At 58.1% G+C, this 15,816-nt stretch carries 15 protein-coding genes and 5 tRNA genes; 12 read left to right on the top strand and 8 right to left on the bottom strand.

Annotation, left to right across the window (positions count from 1 at the left end):
* Positions 1-359: 359 nt before the first annotated feature.
* Together MPRO_RS00960 and MPRO_RS00965 are read right to left on the bottom strand one after the other, a co-directional pair.
* Entirely contained in the window at positions 360-1,565 is a 1,206-nt protein-coding gene (locus MPRO_RS00960) for an MFS transporter (protein WP_067285974.1), read from the bottom strand.
* Positions 1,566-1,767: 202 nt separating this feature from the next.
* The gene (locus tag MPRO_RS00965) at positions 1,768-2,064 is read right to left on the bottom strand and encodes an ArsR/SmtB family transcription factor (protein ID WP_067285976.1); all 297 of its coding nucleotides are present in this window, start codon (positions 2,062-2,064) and stop codon (positions 1,768-1,770) included.
* A gap of 114 nt (positions 2,065-2,178) precedes the next feature.
* On the opposite strand from MPRO_RS00965, the gene MPRO_RS00970 reads away from it, so the two are divergent.
* Positions 2,179-3,207 carry a permease gene (locus tag MPRO_RS00970; RefSeq protein ID WP_067285978.1) on the top strand — a complete coding sequence of 343 codons (1,029 nt, stop codon included), beginning with the start codon at positions 2,179-2,181 and terminating at the stop codon, positions 3,205-3,207.
* A gap of 195 nt (positions 3,208-3,402) precedes the next feature.
* Here the strand turns inward: MPRO_RS00970 and MPRO_RS00975 are convergent, their stop codons facing one another.
* From MPRO_RS00975 to hemA, 6 genes are all read right to left on the bottom strand, one after another.
* Entirely contained in the window at positions 3,403-3,756 is a 354-nt protein-coding gene (locus MPRO_RS00975; RefSeq protein WP_067285980.1) for a RidA family protein, read from the bottom strand.
* 138 nt (positions 3,757-3,894) lie between these two features.
* Complete coding sequence (locus MPRO_RS00980) at positions 3,895-4,305, bottom strand: CoA-binding protein (protein WP_102136244.1); 411 nt, start codon at positions 4,303-4,305, stop codon at positions 3,895-3,897.
* Positions 4,306-4,310: 5 nt separating this feature from the next.
* Positions 4,311-5,069 (bottom strand): molybdopterin-synthase adenylyltransferase MoeB, encoded by a 759-nt coding sequence (locus MPRO_RS00985; RefSeq protein ID WP_067285984.1) that lies wholly within the window; start codon positions 5,067-5,069, stop codon positions 4,311-4,313.
* On the bottom strand, positions 5,070-5,915 hold the full coding sequence (gene prmC / locus MPRO_RS00990; RefSeq protein ID WP_067285986.1) for a peptide chain release factor N(5)-glutamine methyltransferase: 846 nt from the start codon (positions 5,913-5,915) through the stop codon (positions 5,070-5,072).
* Positions 5,916-5,959: 44 nt separating this feature from the next.
* Entirely contained in the window at positions 5,960-7,045 is a 1,086-nt protein-coding gene (gene prfA, locus MPRO_RS00995) for a peptide chain release factor 1 (RefSeq protein ID WP_067285996.1), read from the bottom strand.
* 110 nt (positions 7,046-7,155) lie between these two features.
* Positions 7,156-8,424 carry a glutamyl-tRNA reductase gene (gene hemA / locus MPRO_RS01000; protein WP_067285998.1) on the bottom strand — a complete coding sequence of 423 codons (1,269 nt, stop codon included), beginning with the start codon at positions 8,422-8,424 and terminating at the stop codon, positions 7,156-7,158.
* 181 nt (positions 8,425-8,605) lie between these two features.
* Between hemA and MPRO_RS01005 the strand changes: the two genes are divergently transcribed.
* The 11 genes from MPRO_RS01005 (at position 8,606) to MPRO_RS01055 (ending at position 15,533) form a co-directional block, all read left to right on the top strand.
* Positions 8,606-10,309 (top strand): tetratricopeptide repeat protein, encoded by a 1,704-nt coding sequence (locus MPRO_RS01005; RefSeq protein ID WP_067285988.1) that lies wholly within the window; start codon positions 8,606-8,608, stop codon positions 10,307-10,309.
* Positions 10,309-10,899, top strand: coding sequence for a lipoprotein insertase outer membrane protein LolB (gene lolB, locus MPRO_RS01010; RefSeq protein ID WP_067285990.1), 591 nt, complete (start codon positions 10,309-10,311; stop codon positions 10,897-10,899). The genes MPRO_RS01005 and lolB overlap by 1 nt, the downstream gene beginning before the upstream one ends.
* A gap of 123 nt (positions 10,900-11,022) precedes the next feature.
* A tRNA-Gln gene (locus MPRO_RS01015) sits at positions 11,023-11,097 on the top strand.
* A gap of 67 nt (positions 11,098-11,164) precedes the next feature.
* Positions 11,165-12,106, top strand: coding sequence for a ribose-phosphate pyrophosphokinase (locus tag MPRO_RS01020; protein WP_067286000.1), 942 nt, complete (start codon positions 11,165-11,167; stop codon positions 12,104-12,106).
* Positions 12,107-12,229: 123 nt separating this feature from the next.
* Positions 12,230-12,829 (top strand): 50S ribosomal protein L25/general stress protein Ctc, encoded by a 600-nt coding sequence (locus MPRO_RS01025; protein ID WP_067286001.1) that lies wholly within the window; start codon positions 12,230-12,232, stop codon positions 12,827-12,829.
* A 76-nt stretch (positions 12,830-12,905) separates the two neighbouring features.
* Positions 12,906-13,493 carry an aminoacyl-tRNA hydrolase gene (gene pth / locus MPRO_RS01030; RefSeq protein WP_067285991.1) on the top strand — a complete coding sequence of 196 codons (588 nt, stop codon included), beginning with the start codon at positions 12,906-12,908 and terminating at the stop codon, positions 13,491-13,493.
* Between the two features lie 17 nt (positions 13,494-13,510).
* On the top strand, positions 13,511-14,602 hold the full coding sequence (gene ychF, locus MPRO_RS01035; RefSeq protein ID WP_067285994.1) for a redox-regulated ATPase YchF: 1,092 nt from the start codon (positions 13,511-13,513) through the stop codon (positions 14,600-14,602).
* Positions 14,603-14,688: 86 nt separating this feature from the next.
* Positions 14,689-14,765, top strand: a tRNA-Met gene (locus tag MPRO_RS01040).
* Positions 14,766-14,970: 205 nt separating this feature from the next.
* A tRNA-Gln gene (locus tag MPRO_RS01045) sits at positions 14,971-15,045 on the top strand.
* 3 nt (positions 15,046-15,048) lie between these two features.
* Positions 15,049-15,125, top strand: a tRNA-Met gene (locus MPRO_RS01050).
* A gap of 333 nt (positions 15,126-15,458) precedes the next feature.
* Positions 15,459-15,533: transfer RNA gene (locus MPRO_RS01055), tRNA-Gln, on the top strand.
* Positions 15,534-15,816: the final 283 nt, after the last annotated feature.

Raw genomic sequence — 15,816 nt, forward strand, 5'->3', positions numbered from 1 at the left:
AACGTAGCGCGCACAGAGCGCCGTCATGGTGATGCCACCACGCAGATAATCCGCCATAAAAAGCACTTTCTGATCCATAGGACACATCTCCAGCCACGGCATAGGCACCTCCTCGTCGACGCTTAAAGCCTAGAGAAGTGTTACCCATGTTATTGAACTGAACTGTTACCTATGTGGGTTAACCGTACCGGCGTGCTTTCTTTGGTTACTTTCTTTGCACGAGCAAAGAAAGTAACAAGCCATCAAACCGCTCTGATACCCCAGCCTGCACAGGCTCCAACAGGGACCAACAGGGTCACCTTAATCTCGTCTCAACTATCGCAATGGCAAGGGGCTGAATCGGGCAGCGGCGACAGCGATCATTCCGGCGCCCGCGCCTGCACCCCACCGGTCGCATACCAGGCCACTAGAATATTAAGGGCTCCCAGCAGCACCAGTGTCAGACCGTAGCCGCCGTGCTCGGTGAGCAAACCAAACAGTAAGCCCCCCACTGCGCCGCCGCCAACATTAAGCGCGCCCCACAGACTCATCACCCGCCCCCGGTAGGCGCCATCCAGCGACACCTGGATCAGTGACTGGGTCGCCACGCCGCAGACGGTGGCGCAAAAGCTCAGCAGCATTATCAACCCAAGACCCACCTCGAAACGCTCATTCAATCCAAACAGCATCAGCACAGCACCGGCGCCGATGGCAGCAAGGCGCAACGCCGGCAGCAAACGTGCGTGTGACAGCCCAGACAGGATTAGCCCCGCGACAATAGAGCCTAGTCCCGCCGCCGACGTCAGCATGGCCAGTGCCTCAACGCCGCGACCGTAAAGCACATCCACCGCCGCCGGCAAAATTTCCAGCAGACCACGGCCCAGTATCGCCGAACAACAGATTACCAGCAGCAGGCGCACTATCAGCGCCTCGCTGCGAGCGTAACGCACGCCGGCCAGCAGATCCGCCAGAAAGCGCCGCTGCGGCCCTTTAGCATCCTTGCGAGCCTGCTCGTCCAGCTTGAGGCACAGCAGCACCAGCGTCAGGGGCAGATAGCAGGCACCACTCACTGCCAGCGCCACCGCACCGCCGTACAGGTTGATCAGCACACCGGCGATCATAGGACCTATAAAGCGGGCACTGTTAAACAGAATGGCGTTGATCGCCACCGCTCTGGACATATTGGCCACGCTGACCAGCTCCGGCACCAGCGACAGCCGCACCGCCTGATAGGCGCTGTTGGTCATGCCGATCACCAGCGCAAACAGCAACAGCCACAAAGGCTCAATCAGGCTGGCGCCGACCAACACAGCCAGGCTTGCGCCCAGAGCACTGAGCAGCAGACTGATCACCACCGCTGCCCGGCGCCGGTTAATGCGATCCACCAGCACACCGAACAACGGCCCCACCAGAACCACGGGGAAGAACATCAGAAAGGCCAGCAGGCCCAGCCAGGTTTCCGAGTGGGTCATATCCCACATCATCCAGCCCAGCGTCATGCGCTGAATCCAGACTCCCTGGGTCGAAAACAGGCTGCCGCACAGATAGGTAAGGTAATTGCGTTCGTGAAGGATCGAGGGCTGCATTCAGGGCCTTAAAAAGAGGGTACTCAGATATTATGTTTGATCAAACAATCAAGTGACAGAAAGAGGACTCTGCTCCTGTCGACAAGCCGGCGCGCTCACCCAGATGGCTCCGATGATTTGTCCTCGCGATTACAGCCTGAAACCTGATAACAATACGGGTACTGGGCAGTGACGTAGCGAGACTGCAGATTATTGCGGCTCCTCAGCGAGCTGAAATACCTGCACAGCATTCTTCCCGCAAGAAACTAATCAGGCTTTCCAAGTGTTGGTACTCGGGTATGCAAATAATGGTGCGGCTGCGCTTCTCTTGCAAAATCAGCCCGACCTTGGCCATGCGTGCAAGGTGGTGTGACAGTGTTGAGGCTGGAATACCCAACGCTTTCTGTATATCCCCAACCGAAGCTCCCTGATGACCTGCCTTGACTAAAAACCGAAACACCGCCAGTCGATGACTATTGCCTAATTCGGCCAGGCTGGCTGCAACCGCATCGTGCTCCATGACTATCCTCCAATCAATTAATTCGAAATTTCTAGAATTATAGTTGACAGAACCGAAGGCGACAACATACTCTCTTCTCGTAATTTCGATTATTCTAGAAACATGGAGTATTGCATGCCATCTCAACTGCAAGATGCCCTGGGCATGTTTGCTTTTCTCGCTGTCGAGCTATCGGCTTTGTTTATTGGTATCAGCTTGCTTGTCGGCGCTCTCCAGCGACATATCCCACCATCCAGAGTGGAAGCCCTGCTGAGCTCCCGCCGGCGCAGAGGTTACGCTCTGGCTGCTGGCCTCGGGGCTATCACGCCTTTTTGCAGCTGCTCGACCATACCGATGCTCAAAGGGCTCATTCGTGCTCACGCCGGCTTTGGACCCATGATGGTGTTTCTGTTCGCTTCTCCGCTGTTGAACCCCATCATTGTTGCCCTTCTCGTTGCTACCTTTGGCTGGACGCTAACGGCCATTTACGTTCTTGCAGCCCTTCTGGTATCCCTGACGGCTGGGTGGTTGCTGCAAACGTTGGGATTCGAGCGCTTTGTGCGTCGCGAGGCGAAGGAGGTGACGGCGGGCTGTGGAGCCAGAAATGCCGGCAACCCCACACCTGCTGCATCCGACTGTGGCACCAGCATCTGTAGCAGCGAGGCAATGGTGAACTCCAGCGCCTCTGACGCACCGGCAAGCTCTCAATCCAGCAGCTGCAACAGCAACCCAGCCGATGCATCACCTCCCGGAAGCGGCAAGTACAGCGGCTTGTGGCCTGAAGCCTGGGCCGACTTTCTGGCCGTCTTGCCCTATATGATCCTGGGTATTGCGATTGGCAGTGTGATCTACGGCTTTATGCCTACCGCGCTGCTGGAGCAGTATGCAGGCCCAGACAACCCCTTCGCCATCCCGGTAGCGGCTGTCATTGGCGTGCCGCTTTATATCCGGGCCGAGGCAGTGATACCGCTGGCGGCGGCTCTAATTGCCAAAGGGGTTGGTGCAGGAACGGTACTGGCGCTAATCATCGGCAGTGCAGGAGCCAGCCTGACCGAGCTAGTCTTGCTGCGCTCGCTGTTCAGACTGGAGCTATTAATGACGTTTGTCGCCGTTATCTTTGCCATGGCGATGATTGCGGGTTATGCCACCTTCCTGCTTGTCTGAACACAGCAAGAAAGGTCTCCGCCTTGTGTTAGAAAAATGCCGATTTCGGGCTGCCTGAATTCACAGAAAATGTTGCATCCATCAATCTTTCAAGAAGGCTTCAGGTTGCTCGGATCAGGTCCGCCCACCCGTCAATAAGTCCCTATACCCACTGAAAGCGCCCTTGGGCGCTTTCAGTGGGTCACTGATAAAAGCTTACTTCTTCAACGCCGCAACCACCGAGATTTCAACCAGCAACTCGGGCCGTGCCATACGGGCTTCAACACAGGCGCGCGCCGGGGCATGGCCTTCAGGCACCCAGGCATCCCAGACTTCATTCATGGCGGCGAAGTCTTTCATGTCGCGGATGTACAGAGTTGCGGACAGCAGGTGCTCGCGATCACTGCCGGCCTGGGCCAGCAGAGTGTCGACCTTTTCCAGCATGGTGCTGGTCTGCTCGCGGATATCCGCATTGGCATCCGCCGCCACCTGACCGCACAGGTAAACAGTGTCATTGTGAATCACGATACGGCTCATGCGCTGGCCGGTTTCCATACGAGTTAGGCTCATCGGTCTATCCTGTCGTTGGGCTGAATTAAAGCCCCTATTTTACGGCCCCTGCCATACACAACCAGGCAAAATCCACTATAAAAGCGCCTTATGCAGGCAAATGCTGCGTAAATGACACCAAAAGCGAAAATCTGCCGGTCACAGATTCAGCCGCGGAATTTCCAGTGCCGGGCAACGGTCCATCACGACGTCCATGCCTGCCGCATGGGCGCGCTCGGCGGCGGGCTCGTTCACCACGCCCAGCTGCATCCAGATCGATTTGGCGTGCACGGCGATGGCATCATCCACCGCATCGCCGGCATCCACCGAGTTGCGGAAGATGTCCACCATGTCGATGGGCTCATCAATTTCAGACAACGAAGCCCGCACCGGCTGACCCAGAATGCTGACGCCAACTTCAGTCGGGTTGACCGGAATCACTCGATAACCCTTGGCGATTAGGTACCCCATCACCTGATGACTGGCGCGGTGCGGCCTTGGGCTGGCACCAACCAGGGCGATGGTTTTACTGCTCTCAAGAATCTTTCGAATTATTTTATCGTCGTTCAAAACTTTTACTCCTTGCCAGTCTGTCCACAGACCGGACATGAGGGATCCTGCTTCAATTTCAAGGTACGCCACTCCATGCTGCGGGCATCCAGCAGCTGCAATCGACCTACCAGCGGCTGACCGATACCGGCCAGCACCTTTAATGCTTCCATCGCCTGCACAGAACCTATGATGCCCACCAGCGGTGCCAGTACGCCTGATTCTGAACAGGTTAAATTTTCATCTTCGCCATCACGGTACAGGCACTGGTAACAGGGCGAGTCCGGCTGACGGGCGTCAAACACCGTGACCTGGCCCTCCATTCGGATGGCGGCACCTGACACCAGCGGGCGCTTGTGACGAACGCAGGCGCGGTTGACGGCAAAGCGGGTGCCAAAATTGTCGCAGCAATCCAGCACCAGATCTGCGCTGGCTACCAGCTCGTCAAGACGCTCATCCGAAATCCGTTCGCACAGCGCTTGGATACGGATATCGGGATTAAGTGCCATCAATGTTTGGCGCGCCGACTCAACCTTGGCCTCGCCAATGCGCGGCGTGCTGTGCACAATCTGGCGCTGCAGGTTGCTCAGGTCGACCTCATCGTCGTCCACCAGCACCAGTTCACCAACACCCGCTGCTGCCAGATACATTGCCACAGGGCTACCCAGCCCGCCCAGGCCAATAATCAATACCCGGGCGCCGAGCCAGGCCTCCTGGCCATCAATTTCGACCTCCGGCAACATGATATGCCGGCTGTAACGCAACAACTGCTCGTCTGTCAGCATTCAGTCACTCCTTGCAGATTCCTGTAGCCAGCGCCCCAGAGTGACGCGATCACGCCCTCCCAGATCCAGCCGCGTGGCAAGCTCGCAATAGCCCAATTCATCCAGCAAGGCTCGCACCGCCTCACCCTGATCATATCCGTGTTCAAACAGCAGCCAGCCACCTGGCTCCAGTGCGGTGCGCGCACCCTCGGCGATATGGCGAATATCGGCCAACCCCTTTTCCTCCGCAACCAGCGCACTGCGCGGCTCAAAGCGGACATCTCCCTGCCCCAAATGCGGGTCAGCGGGATCTATATAGGGTGGATTACTCACAATCATCGCAAAGCGCCCATCCAGCGGCTCAAACCAGCTGCCCTGCACAAAGCGGGCATTGCTCAGCCCCAGGCGCGCCGCGTTGCGTCGCGCCAGCGCTACCGCACCGGCAATGCGGTCACAGCCCGTGAGTGACCACTGACTGCGCTCGCTGGCCAGTGCCAGCGCTATGGCGCCTGTACCCGTGCCCAGGTCCGCCACCCGGTAGTCACCGTCAGGCAGCAGCTCAAGCGCCTGCTCGACCAGTGCTTCGGTATCGGGGCGCGGAATCAGCGTATCGGCGTTGACCTCCAGATCCAGCGTCCAGAAACCACGGCGGCCAGTAAGGTGCGCTATCGGTTCTCCGGCCAAACGCCGCTGCAGCAGCGCATCGAAATCCGCCGCCTGCAGGGCTGTAAGCTCCCGCTCGGGATGCATGAACAGATAAGTGCGACCGCAATCGAGCAGGTGACACAGCAGCAGCTCCAGATCCAGCCGCGGGCTGTCACTGCTGACCAGCTGCGAGGCGCACTGCAGCGCTTTGGCAATGGTCAAACTCACCCCTGCATACTCACTAACCTGGCGTTACGCATCCGATTTTATTCCTCCGAGAGCGCGCCGAGCTGTTCTGTCTGATACTCCAGCTGCAGCGGATCGATGATGGCATTCAGCTCGCCGTTCATGACCTCACCCAACTTGTAGAGCGTCAGATTGATGCGGTGATCCGTCACCCGCCCCTGGGGATAATTGTAGGTGCGGATACGTTCAGAACGGTCGCCACTGCCCACCAGACTCTTGCGGGTACTGGCCTGGGCGGCGGCATGACGCTCCTGCTCGGCCGACTGCAACCGTGCCGCCAGCAGCGACATGGCCCTGGCGCGGTTCTTGTGCTGCGAGCGCTCGTCCTGACATTCCACCACCACACCGGTGGGAATATGGGTAAGGCGAATAGCCGAATCAGTCTTGTTGACGTGCTGACCACCGGCGCCTGAGGCACGGAAGGTATCCACCCGCAGGTCCGCCTTGTTGATGGCGATTTCCGCCACTTCGTCCTGCTCCGGCATCACTGCGACGGTACAGGCCGAGGTATGAATGCGCCCCTGGGACTCGGTTTCCGGCACCCGCTGCACGCGGTGCGCACCGGACTCAAACTTGAGCCTGGAATATACATCCTGACCCACCACTCGGCTGATGATTTCCTTGTATCCACCGTGTTCGCCATCACTGGCGCTGATGATTTCAATGCGCAGCCCCTGCTGCTCGGCATAGCGCGAGTACATGCGAAACAGGTCGCCGGCAAAGATGGCCGCCTCGTCACCGCCGGTACCGGCGCGCACTTCAAGGAAGACGTTGCGGCTATCGTTCGGATCCCGAGGCAGCAGTAATATCTGCAACTGCGCTTCAAGTTCTTCGATGAGAACACGAACCCCGCCGATCTCCTCGCGCGCCATTTCACGCATCTCGGCATCGCTGTCATCGAGCATCAGCTCGGCTTCGGCCAGATCCGCCTGGGCTCCCAGGTAAGCATTGAAGTTTTCCACCACGGGCTCAAGCTCAGCGTATTCACGCGACAGTTCGCGAAAACGGTTCTGATCGGCGAGCGTACCCGGATCACTTAGCAGGGCGGCCACTTCCTCGTGGCGGTCGACGAGTCTTTCCAGCTTGTTGCGTATCGATGTTTTCATGTTATTCAGTGTCAACCGTAAGGACAGTTGATAGAGCTCCTGCACGAGCTGCATCAGTGTTAGGGCACATGGTGAGCCGGTCTGGCGCGGAGCACCCCAATGCGTTCATGTTAATTGGCGTCAGCGCTGTCGGACAGCTGATACAGTTCCTGTACCAGCTGCAGCATCTCTTCACGCCCGTCCGCGCTGGCCTTGCGCAGCTGGATAGTGGGCGAGTGCAGCATCTTGTTGGTCAGGCGGTTGGCTAGCAACTCGAGCACCTGATCGGCCGGCTTACCATTGCGCAGCAGCTTCATGGCCTGTTCCAGCGCTTCGTCCCGCAGGGTTTCGGCGCGCGAACGCAGCGCCGTTAGAGTGCCCACGGCATCGAGCTCGCGCAGCTGGCGCATAAAGGCCAGGGCGCCGCGGGCAATAATTTCTTCGGCCTCAAGGGCTGCGGTTTCGCGTGAGCGCTGATTTTCCTCGATCACATCTTTAAGATCATCAACGCTGTACAGATAAACATCGTCCAGATCCCCCACCTGGGGCTCGATATCCCGCGGGACTGCGATATCCACCATAAACACCGGCTTGTGCTTGCGCTTTTTCAGCGCATCTTCCACCGCGCCCTTGCCGAGAATCGGCAACTGGCTGGCGGTGGAGGAAATCACAATATCAGCCTCAGCCAGCACCTGCGGAATGTCCGCCAGCACAATGGCGCGCCCGCCAACGGAATCAGCCAGCGCCTGGGCTCGACCCAGGGTACGGTTGGCCACGATCATGGAGCGCACACCAGCCTGGCTCAGATGACGCGCTACCAGCTCGATGGTTTCGCCCGCACCTATGAGCAGCGCCCGGCTACTGCCAAGATCCGAAAAAATGTGCTGAGCCAGACTCACCGCCGCATAGGCCACCGACACCGGGTTCTGGCCGATAGCGGTATCGGTACGCACCTGCTTGGCAACGGCAAAGGTCTGCTGGAACAATCGGCCGAGCTCCGCCCCCGCCAGCCCCTGCCCCTGGGACAGCGCATAAGCGGACTTGAGCTGACCGAGAATCTGCGGTTCGCCTAGCACCAGCGAGTCCAGCCCGCTCGCCACCCGCATCATGTGGCTCGCGGCGTCCTGATCCCAGTGTGCATAAATGCACTGCGTCAGCATGGCAGGGGCAAGGTGGTGATAGTCCCCCAGCCACTGCAGTAACGACTCCAGGCCCGCCGCGTCGGTCGAGCAATACAGCTCGGTGCGATTGCAGGTCGACAGTATGGCGATTTCCTTCAGGCGGCCGGAGGCACGGGCATGCTCCAGGGCATCAACCAGCTGCTCCGGCGCGAATGCCACCTTCTCGCGCACCTCGAGCGGGGCGGTTTTGTGGTTGATACCTAACGCCAATAGAGCCATGGAAGCGTTGCAGAACCTCAGTGAAATATTCAGGCGCGCCATAATACACCTTCTTGGCGCCAAGAAGAAAATCCAGCCATCTGAACTTTCCATTCAAACAGCCACCAAACTGACGCATGACAATAACGCCAAGCTTCCTCTATAGTGAGCCAACACTCCAAGGGACCTGACCTGAAGCCCTATGAACAAAACCCTGCTCGGCATTTTGATCAGCACGCTCGCTATTGCGGGCTGTAGTTTCCAGCCTGTTACCACTGAACCTCTGGCCCCCGTGGTACTGGAGCCGGTGCAGTACCAGCCGGGCGAATTCAACCGCGAATCCCTGTTTCAGCTGTTGCAGGCCGAGATTGCCGGCCAGCGACGCCAGTTTGATGTCGCCCTCGTCATCTATCTGCAGCAGGCCAAACTGACCCGCGACCCGGCCGTGGCCGAGCGCGCCACCCGCATCGCCCAGTACCTGCAACGTTCGGATGACATGCTGCAGGCCGCCAGACTCTGGATAGAGGCGCAGCCCGATAACCCCGAGCCCTACCAGCTCGCCGCGGGCCTTCTGTTGCACGAAGGTGACTACGAGGCAGCGTTACCGCTGATGGAGCGCGCTCTGGCCGAAGACAGCCGCCAGGCACTGGCATTGCTTGTGGGCCAGGCCAGCAACATGAGCCCGCGCCAGCTCGAGGGCTATATCGCCATGCTGGATCGCCAGCTGGAGAAAGCCCCGAACGACAGCTACCTGCTGCTTGCCCGTGGTCAGCTGCTCAAGCAGCTCGACAAGACGGACGCCGCTCTGGCGGACTTTGACCGAGTCCTGCAGCTCGACCCGGACGATCTAGATGCACTGATGCTCAAGGCGGAATTGCTGCGCCTCAACGACCGCTCGGCCGAAGCGCTGCAACTGCTGCGCCCCTACCTGAAAAGCCAGAGCGACAACCGCCAGATTCAGGTGCTCCATCTGCAGCTGCTGTTTCTCGACGGCCAGCAACAGCAGGCCGCCAAGGCCTCCCGCGAGCTGATCAAGCACTTCCCGGACGACAGCCAGTTGCATTACTACCTGGCCCTGCTGATGCTGGAAAATGACCAATTGGGGCAGAGTCGCACCCTGCTGGAACAGTTGCTGGAACAAAACCCGGACAACAGCGAGCCTCACTTTTACCTGGGTTATATCGCCCAGACCGAGGGGCGCAATGAAGAGGCGATCGAGCATTACAGCCGCGTCACCGATGGTTCCAACCTGTTCCAGTCCTACGCCCGCACCCTCAATTTGCTGGACCGGCCCGCTGATCAGGCCCGCGTTGAGCTGATTATGGAAAACGCTCGCGCCCGCTATGCAGAACTTGCGCCGCGCTTTTATGGACTCCAGGCCGAATGGCTCAACCAGCACCAGCAGCGAGATGCCGCCCTGGCCATTCTCGACCAGGGCCTGGCGGAGCTCGGCAATGAAGTCACCCTGCTGTACACCCGCGCCATGCTGATAGACCCGGACAACTTCCCGCAGATTGAGCAGGACCTGCGCAAGGTACTCGAAATGGAGCCGGACAACGCCAGTGCGCTGAACGCCCTGGGTTACACCCTGACGCTCTACACCGACCGTTACGATGAAGCCTACCGGCTGATCGAGCAGGCACTGCAGCAGAAACCCGATGACCCCGCCGTACTCGATTCCATGGGCTGGGTGCTGTTCAACCTTGAACGCTACCCCGAGGCCATCGAATACCTGCAGCGTGCTTACGACAATTTCCCGGACCCCGAAGTCACCGGCCACCTGATCCGGGCCTACTGGGCAGATGGACGCCAGAATCGCGCCCGCGAACTGCTGGAGCAGCACCTGAGCGAAGACCCGCAAAATGAACACCTGCGCGAAGCCGCCAGAGCAGTTGGGATTAACTGATGCGCGCTCTTGGACTGACCCTGCTGCTGACCCTGCTGGCCGGCTGCAGCACTTTCAAGGCCGATCAGATCCAGGCCCCCGCCAGCGGCAGCTGGGATCAATACCAGCAACAGGCGCTGGCACTGCAAAACTGGACCCTCGACAGCAAGGTCGGCATCCGCACTCCGGGTGACAGCCAAAGTGCGCGCATGCAGTGGCAGCAGCAGACCCCGGCCTACCGCATATCCATCAGCGGCCCCCTCGGCCAGGGCGGCGCCCTGATCGAGGGGGGACCAGGCGGCGTCAGTATCGATATCGCCGGCGAAGGCCGTTACGCCTCGGACAGCCCCGAAACGCTGCTGCAGTCCCTGCTGGGCTGGAGTTTCCCGGTCGAACAGGTGACCTACTGGATTCGCGGCCTGCCGGCACCCGGCCTGACCTACACCCCCATCTTTCGCGAAAATCGTCTCGAAAACCTTGAACAGAGCGGGTGGTTGATACATTATTCCGCCTACTCAACGGACAGCGGGTACGTGCTGCCACAGCGCGTTACGCTCAGACGCGAAGATCTGACCATCACGGTGATCATCAAGGAGTGGATCGCGTCCTGAGCAGGCAACGACAGTTATTTTGCTGTTCGTTTCCCTTTGACTGCACTTCGGGCTTGACCTATCGAGCCGGTTTTAGCAGAATATGCGCCTTCTTTCGGGAGGCCAACTCCAAAGGAGAGATACTGGGGTATCGCCAAGCGGTAAGGCACTGGATTCTGATTCCAGCATGCGGAGGTTCGAATCCTCCTACCCCAGCCATTTACTCATGAAATACTCCCTGTCAGCTTCGAATTCCAACTCCGAACCAACCGAGAAGGTGCTCGCCGTGTCTAGAATGATGGTCTTCACCGGCAATGCCAATCCGGAACTCGCCCAAAGAGTGGTCGAGCGCCTTGATATCCCAATGGGCAAAGCCATCGTCGGTCGCTTTAGCGACGGTGAAGTGAACGTAGAGATCCAGGAAAACGTCCGCGGCAAGGATGTCTTCATTATCCAGCCGACCTGCGCGCCTACCAACGACAACCTGATGGAACTCATAGTGCTGGCCGATGCACTGCGTCGCGCATCCGCCAGCCGTGTGACCGCTGTAATCCCCTACTTCGGTTACGCTCGCCAGGATCGCCGCCCCCGCTCTGCCCGTGTTGCAATCAGCGCCCGCGTTGTCGCCGACATGATCTCTGCTGTTGGCATCGACCGCGTTCTGACCGTTGACCTGCACGCCGACCAGATCCAGGGCTTCTTCGACAGCCCTGTGGATAACGTCTACGGCTCGCCAGTCCTGCTGGACGACATCGTCGATCAGCAGTTCGAGAACATCATGGTCGTGTCCCCGGACGTCGGCGGCGTGGTACGTGCCCGCGCTATCGCCAAACAGCTGGATTGCGATCTGGCCATCATCGACAAGCGCCGCGAACGCGCCAACGAATCCCAGGTGATGAACATCATCGGTGACGTCGAAGGCCGTACCTGCATCCTGGTTGATGACATGTGCGATACTGCCGGCACTCTGTGCAAGGCAGCCAAGGCACTGAAAGACAACGGCGCCGCCAAAGTCTACGCCTATATAACGCATCCGGTACTCTCAGGCCCTGCGGTCGAGAACCTGAACAACAGCGTACTGGACGAACTGGTGGTTACCGATACCATTCCGCTGTCCAAAGCAGCTCAGGAGTGCTCAAAGGTGCGCCAGCTTACCCTGGCCCCGATGCTGGCAGAAGCGGTACGCCGCGTCTGCAACGAAGAATCCATCAGCGCAATGTTCCGCTAAGCGGAATTTGCCTGAGCCGCACCGGCGCCAAATGCACCGGTGTTAATGCCCGCAAGGGCAACAGCGATGCTGCAGCACCTTGGTCGCGAGGTCTGCAGCTTTTATTTATTGAAGGATAATCAAATGACTAATTTTGTAATCGAAGCAGAATCCCGCGCGGATCAGGGCAAAGGTGCGAGCCGCCGCCTACGCGCACAGGGTTCCGTGCCTGGCATCCTGTACGGTGGCGAGAACGACAAGAACCCTATCGCTATCACCGTTAATGGCAACGAACTGAACAAGCAGCTGACTGATCAGTCTTTCTTCTCCAGCATTCTGACCATCAAGCTGAATGGCGAAGAGCAGAAAGTCATCATCAAGGACCTGCAGCGCCACCCGGCCCGCCCGCAGGTACTGCACGCTGACTTTCAGCGCGTAACCGACGAAAGCCGCATCCGCATCACGGTTCCACTGGAATTTGTCAACTTCGAAAAGTCAGCCGCTGCCAAAGCGTCTGCCAAGTTCGCTGTTGAGAAAAATACCACTGAAATCCTGTGCAACGCCGGCCAGCTGCCAGAATCACTGCTGATCGACCTGAGCAGCGTTGAAGGCGGCAAGGTTCTTCACCTGTCCGACATCAGCCTGCCAGAAGGCGTTGAAATCGTTGCTCTGCGTCGCGGCGGTGACCACGATCAGGGTATCGGTTACGTTTACGCTCCGCGTGGCGCCAAAGCTGCCAAGTAAGACTGTCTAGCAGACTGTCGGACATAACTCAGATCTACTGCGAAAAAGCCCGACAGGCTGCGAACAAGGTACCGGCATGAATGACAGGATCCAACTGATCGTAGGCCTCGGAAATCCGGGCGACAACTATCATCAGACCCGTCACAATGCCGGTGCCGACTTTGTCGGGCAGCTTGCTGCCTGGCATAACTGCACCCTGGTACCGGATCGCAAGTTTCACGGACGCTACGGCAAGATTATTCTCAACGGCCAGCCAGTCCACCTGCTGATCCCCCACACCTTCATGAATTTGAGCGGTCAGGCCGTCGCGGCTCTGGCAACGTTCTACAAGATTCCAGCTCAGTCCATTCTGGTCGCTCACGATGAGCTTGACCTGCCCCCCGGTGTCGCCCGCTTCAAGCACGGCGGCGGACACGGTGGTCACAATGGTCTGCGCGATATCATTACCCGCCTGGGCAATGACAAGAATTTCTATCGCCTGCGCTTAGGTATTGGCCACCCCGGCCACAGTAGCCAGGTCGCCGCCTTCGTACTGAAGAAGGCCCCCGGTAGCGAAAGGGACAAAACCCTCGCCGCCTCCGATGAAGCCCTGCGCTACCTGCCCGAAGCCACTTCCGGGGAATGGGGTCGCGCCATGAATGGGCTCCACAGCTTCCAAGGTTAACTGACAGGACAAGCACCATGGGTTTCAAATGCGGTATCGTCGGCCTGCCCAACGTAGGCAAGTCCACCCTGTTTAATGCACTGACCAAGGCCGGCATCGACGCCGAGAACTTCCCGTTCTGCACCATCGAGCCCAATTCAGGCATTGTTCCCATGCCGGATCCGCGCCTCAACAAGCTGGCTGACATCGTCAAGCCACAGCGCGTGCTTCCGACCACCATGGAATTTGTCGATATTGCAGGCCTGGTCGCCGGCGCCTCCAAGGGCGAAGGTCTGGGCAACAAGTTCCTGGCTAACATCCGCGAAACCGATGCCATCGCCCATGTGGTGCGCTGTTTTGAAGACGACAATGTAATTCACGTCGCCAACCGCATCCACCCGCTGGAAGACATTGAAATCATCAATATGGAGCTGGCGCTATCTGACCTCGACTCCGTTGAGAAGCAGCTGCAGCGCGTAACCCGCAACGCCAAGGGCGGTGACAAGGACGCTGTTCGCACCAAGGCGCTGCTGGAAAAGCTGCTGCCGCATCTGGGCGAAGGCCAGCCGGTACGCTCCATGAGCCTGACAGAAGATGATCACAAGCTGCTGCCAAGCCTGCACCTGCTGACCACCAAGCCGACCATGTACATTGCCAACGTGTCCGAAGACGGTTTCGAAGACAATCCCCACCTGGACCAGGTGCGCGAACTGGCCGCCACCGAAGGTGCTGTGGTTGTTGCCATCTGCAACAAGCTGGAATCCGAGATCGCCGAACTCGACGATGAAGAGCGCCTCGAGTTCCTGCAGGACCTGGGTATGGAAGAACCGGGTCTGGATCGCGTGATCCGCGCTGGCTACGGCCTGCTAGGCCTGCAGACCTACTTCACCGCCGGGGTGAAGGAAGTTCGCGCCTGGACCGTTAAAGTCGGCGCTACAGCTCCTCAGGCCGCCGGCGTGATTCATACCGACTTCGAGAAGGGCTTCATCCGCGCCGAAGTCGTCGGCTACGACGACTTTGTTGCCTTCAACGGTGAACAGGGTGCCAAGGAAGCCGGAAAATGGCGCCTGGAAGGCAAAGAATACATCGTCAAGGATGGCGATGTGGTGCACTTCCGTTTCAATGTCTGACGGCCAGCCGGGTAAATACATTTTTTCCCCGGCAAGCTGTTGACAACTAAGTAGAATCAGAGAATAATTCGCGCCTCGACAGACAAGGCAATGTAGCTCAGTTGGTTAGAGCAACGCATTCATAATGCGTGGGTCGCAGGTTCGAGTCCCGCCATTGCCACCATTTTCGGATCGACTGAAAAATCGATCGGAGAATAAAGGGGTTGAAGTCCCGGCTGTAACGGCCGCCATTTTTTGATCGCCCAGAAGGATTGATCGGAGAATAAAGGGACCGAAAGTCACGACTGTCGTGGCCACCATTTTCAATACTGCGGTATTGATAAATGGAGATCTCCCCCCGGGGAGATCGAAGATTTTACAAAGGCTGTAGGGGTATAGCCAAGCGGTAAGGCAACAGGTTTTGATCCTGTCATGCGGAGGTTCGAATCCTCCTACCCCTGCCATATGGCAATGTAGCTCAGTTGGTTAGAGCAACGCATTCATAATGCGTGGGTCGCAGGTTCGAGTCCCGCCATTGCCACCATTTTCGGATCGACTGAAAAATCGATCGGAGAATAAAGGGGTTGAAGTCCCGGCCGTCATGGCCACCATTGTCAGATCGACTAAAAACGATCGGAGAATAAAGGGGTTCAAGTCCCGGCTGTAACGGCCACCAATGTCAGATCGACTAAAAACGATCGGAGAATAAGGGATCGAAAGTCCCGGCTGCCATGGCCACCATTCTCAGATCGACTAAAAATCGATCGGAGAATAAGGGATTGAAAGTCTCGGCTGTAACGGCCACTGAGTTTCATTTGCAAGACTGCGCATGCAAGATGCGTATCAGGAGTCGCCCTCGGGCTCACTCTTTCGGTATTGGGGTATCGCCAAGCGGTAAGGCACTGGATTCTGATTCCAGCATGCGGAGGTTCGAATCCTCCTACCCCAGCCACTCTCTTCGAGCTCTCCCTTTACGACCCTCCTTCCCGTTCCAAAAAGTCCAACCCTATCACTAGGCTACAAAACACACCCGCTACTCGTTTTCGTTTTACTCCGGCCTGCCTAGCAGCCTGTCGGACTTACCACTGATCTACTGCGGAAAAGCCGATTTTGGTCATTTTTCGTTAAATAGAACCACTATTTGCCTCAAAAGAGCTCAAAAACTGCCTCAAAACGGACTTTACCTCGCTACGATCGGCCAAGTCCGACAGGCTGCTAGTGTAGTGTTTCATTCT

Source organism: Marinobacterium profundum, from assembly GCF_001528745.1.
Taxonomy (GTDB): Bacteria; Pseudomonadota; Gammaproteobacteria; order Pseudomonadales; family Balneatricaceae; genus Marinobacterium_A; species Marinobacterium_A profundum.

Bases quoted from the DNA above. Each gene is read 5' to 3' on its own strand.
- MPRO_RS00960 (WP_067285974.1), bottom strand. From the start codon at position 1,565: ATGCAGCCCTCGATCCTTCACGAACGCAATTACCTTACCTATCTGTGC.
- MPRO_RS00965 (WP_067285976.1), bottom strand. From the start codon at position 2,064: ATGGAGCACGATGCGGTTGCAGCCAGCCTGGCCGAATTAGGCAATAGT.
- MPRO_RS00970 (WP_067285978.1), top strand. From the start codon at position 2,179: ATGCCATCTCAACTGCAAGATGCCCTGGGCATGTTTGCTTTTCTCGCT.
- MPRO_RS00975 (WP_067285980.1), bottom strand. From the start codon at position 3,756: ATGAGCCTAACTCGTATGGAAACCGGCCAGCGCATGAGCCGTATCGTG.
- MPRO_RS00985 (WP_067285984.1), bottom strand. From the start codon at position 5,069: ATGCTGACAGACGAGCAGTTGTTGCGTTACAGCCGGCATATCATGTTG.
- prfA (WP_067285996.1), bottom strand. From the start codon at position 7,045: ATGAAAACATCGATACGCAACAAGCTGGAAAGACTCGTCGACCGCCAC.
- hemA (WP_067285998.1), bottom strand. From the start codon at position 8,424: ATGGCTCTATTGGCGTTAGGTATCAACCACAAAACCGCCCCGCTCGAG.
- MPRO_RS01005 (WP_067285988.1), top strand. From the start codon at position 8,606: ATGAACAAAACCCTGCTCGGCATTTTGATCAGCACGCTCGCTATTGCG.
- lolB (WP_067285990.1), top strand. From the start codon at position 10,309: ATGCGCGCTCTTGGACTGACCCTGCTGCTGACCCTGCTGGCCGGCTGC.
- MPRO_RS01025 (WP_067286001.1), top strand. From the start codon at position 12,230: ATGACTAATTTTGTAATCGAAGCAGAATCCCGCGCGGATCAGGGCAAA.
- pth (WP_067285991.1), top strand. From the start codon at position 12,906: ATGAATGACAGGATCCAACTGATCGTAGGCCTCGGAAATCCGGGCGAC.
- ychF (WP_067285994.1), top strand. From the start codon at position 13,511: ATGGGTTTCAAATGCGGTATCGTCGGCCTGCCCAACGTAGGCAAGTCC.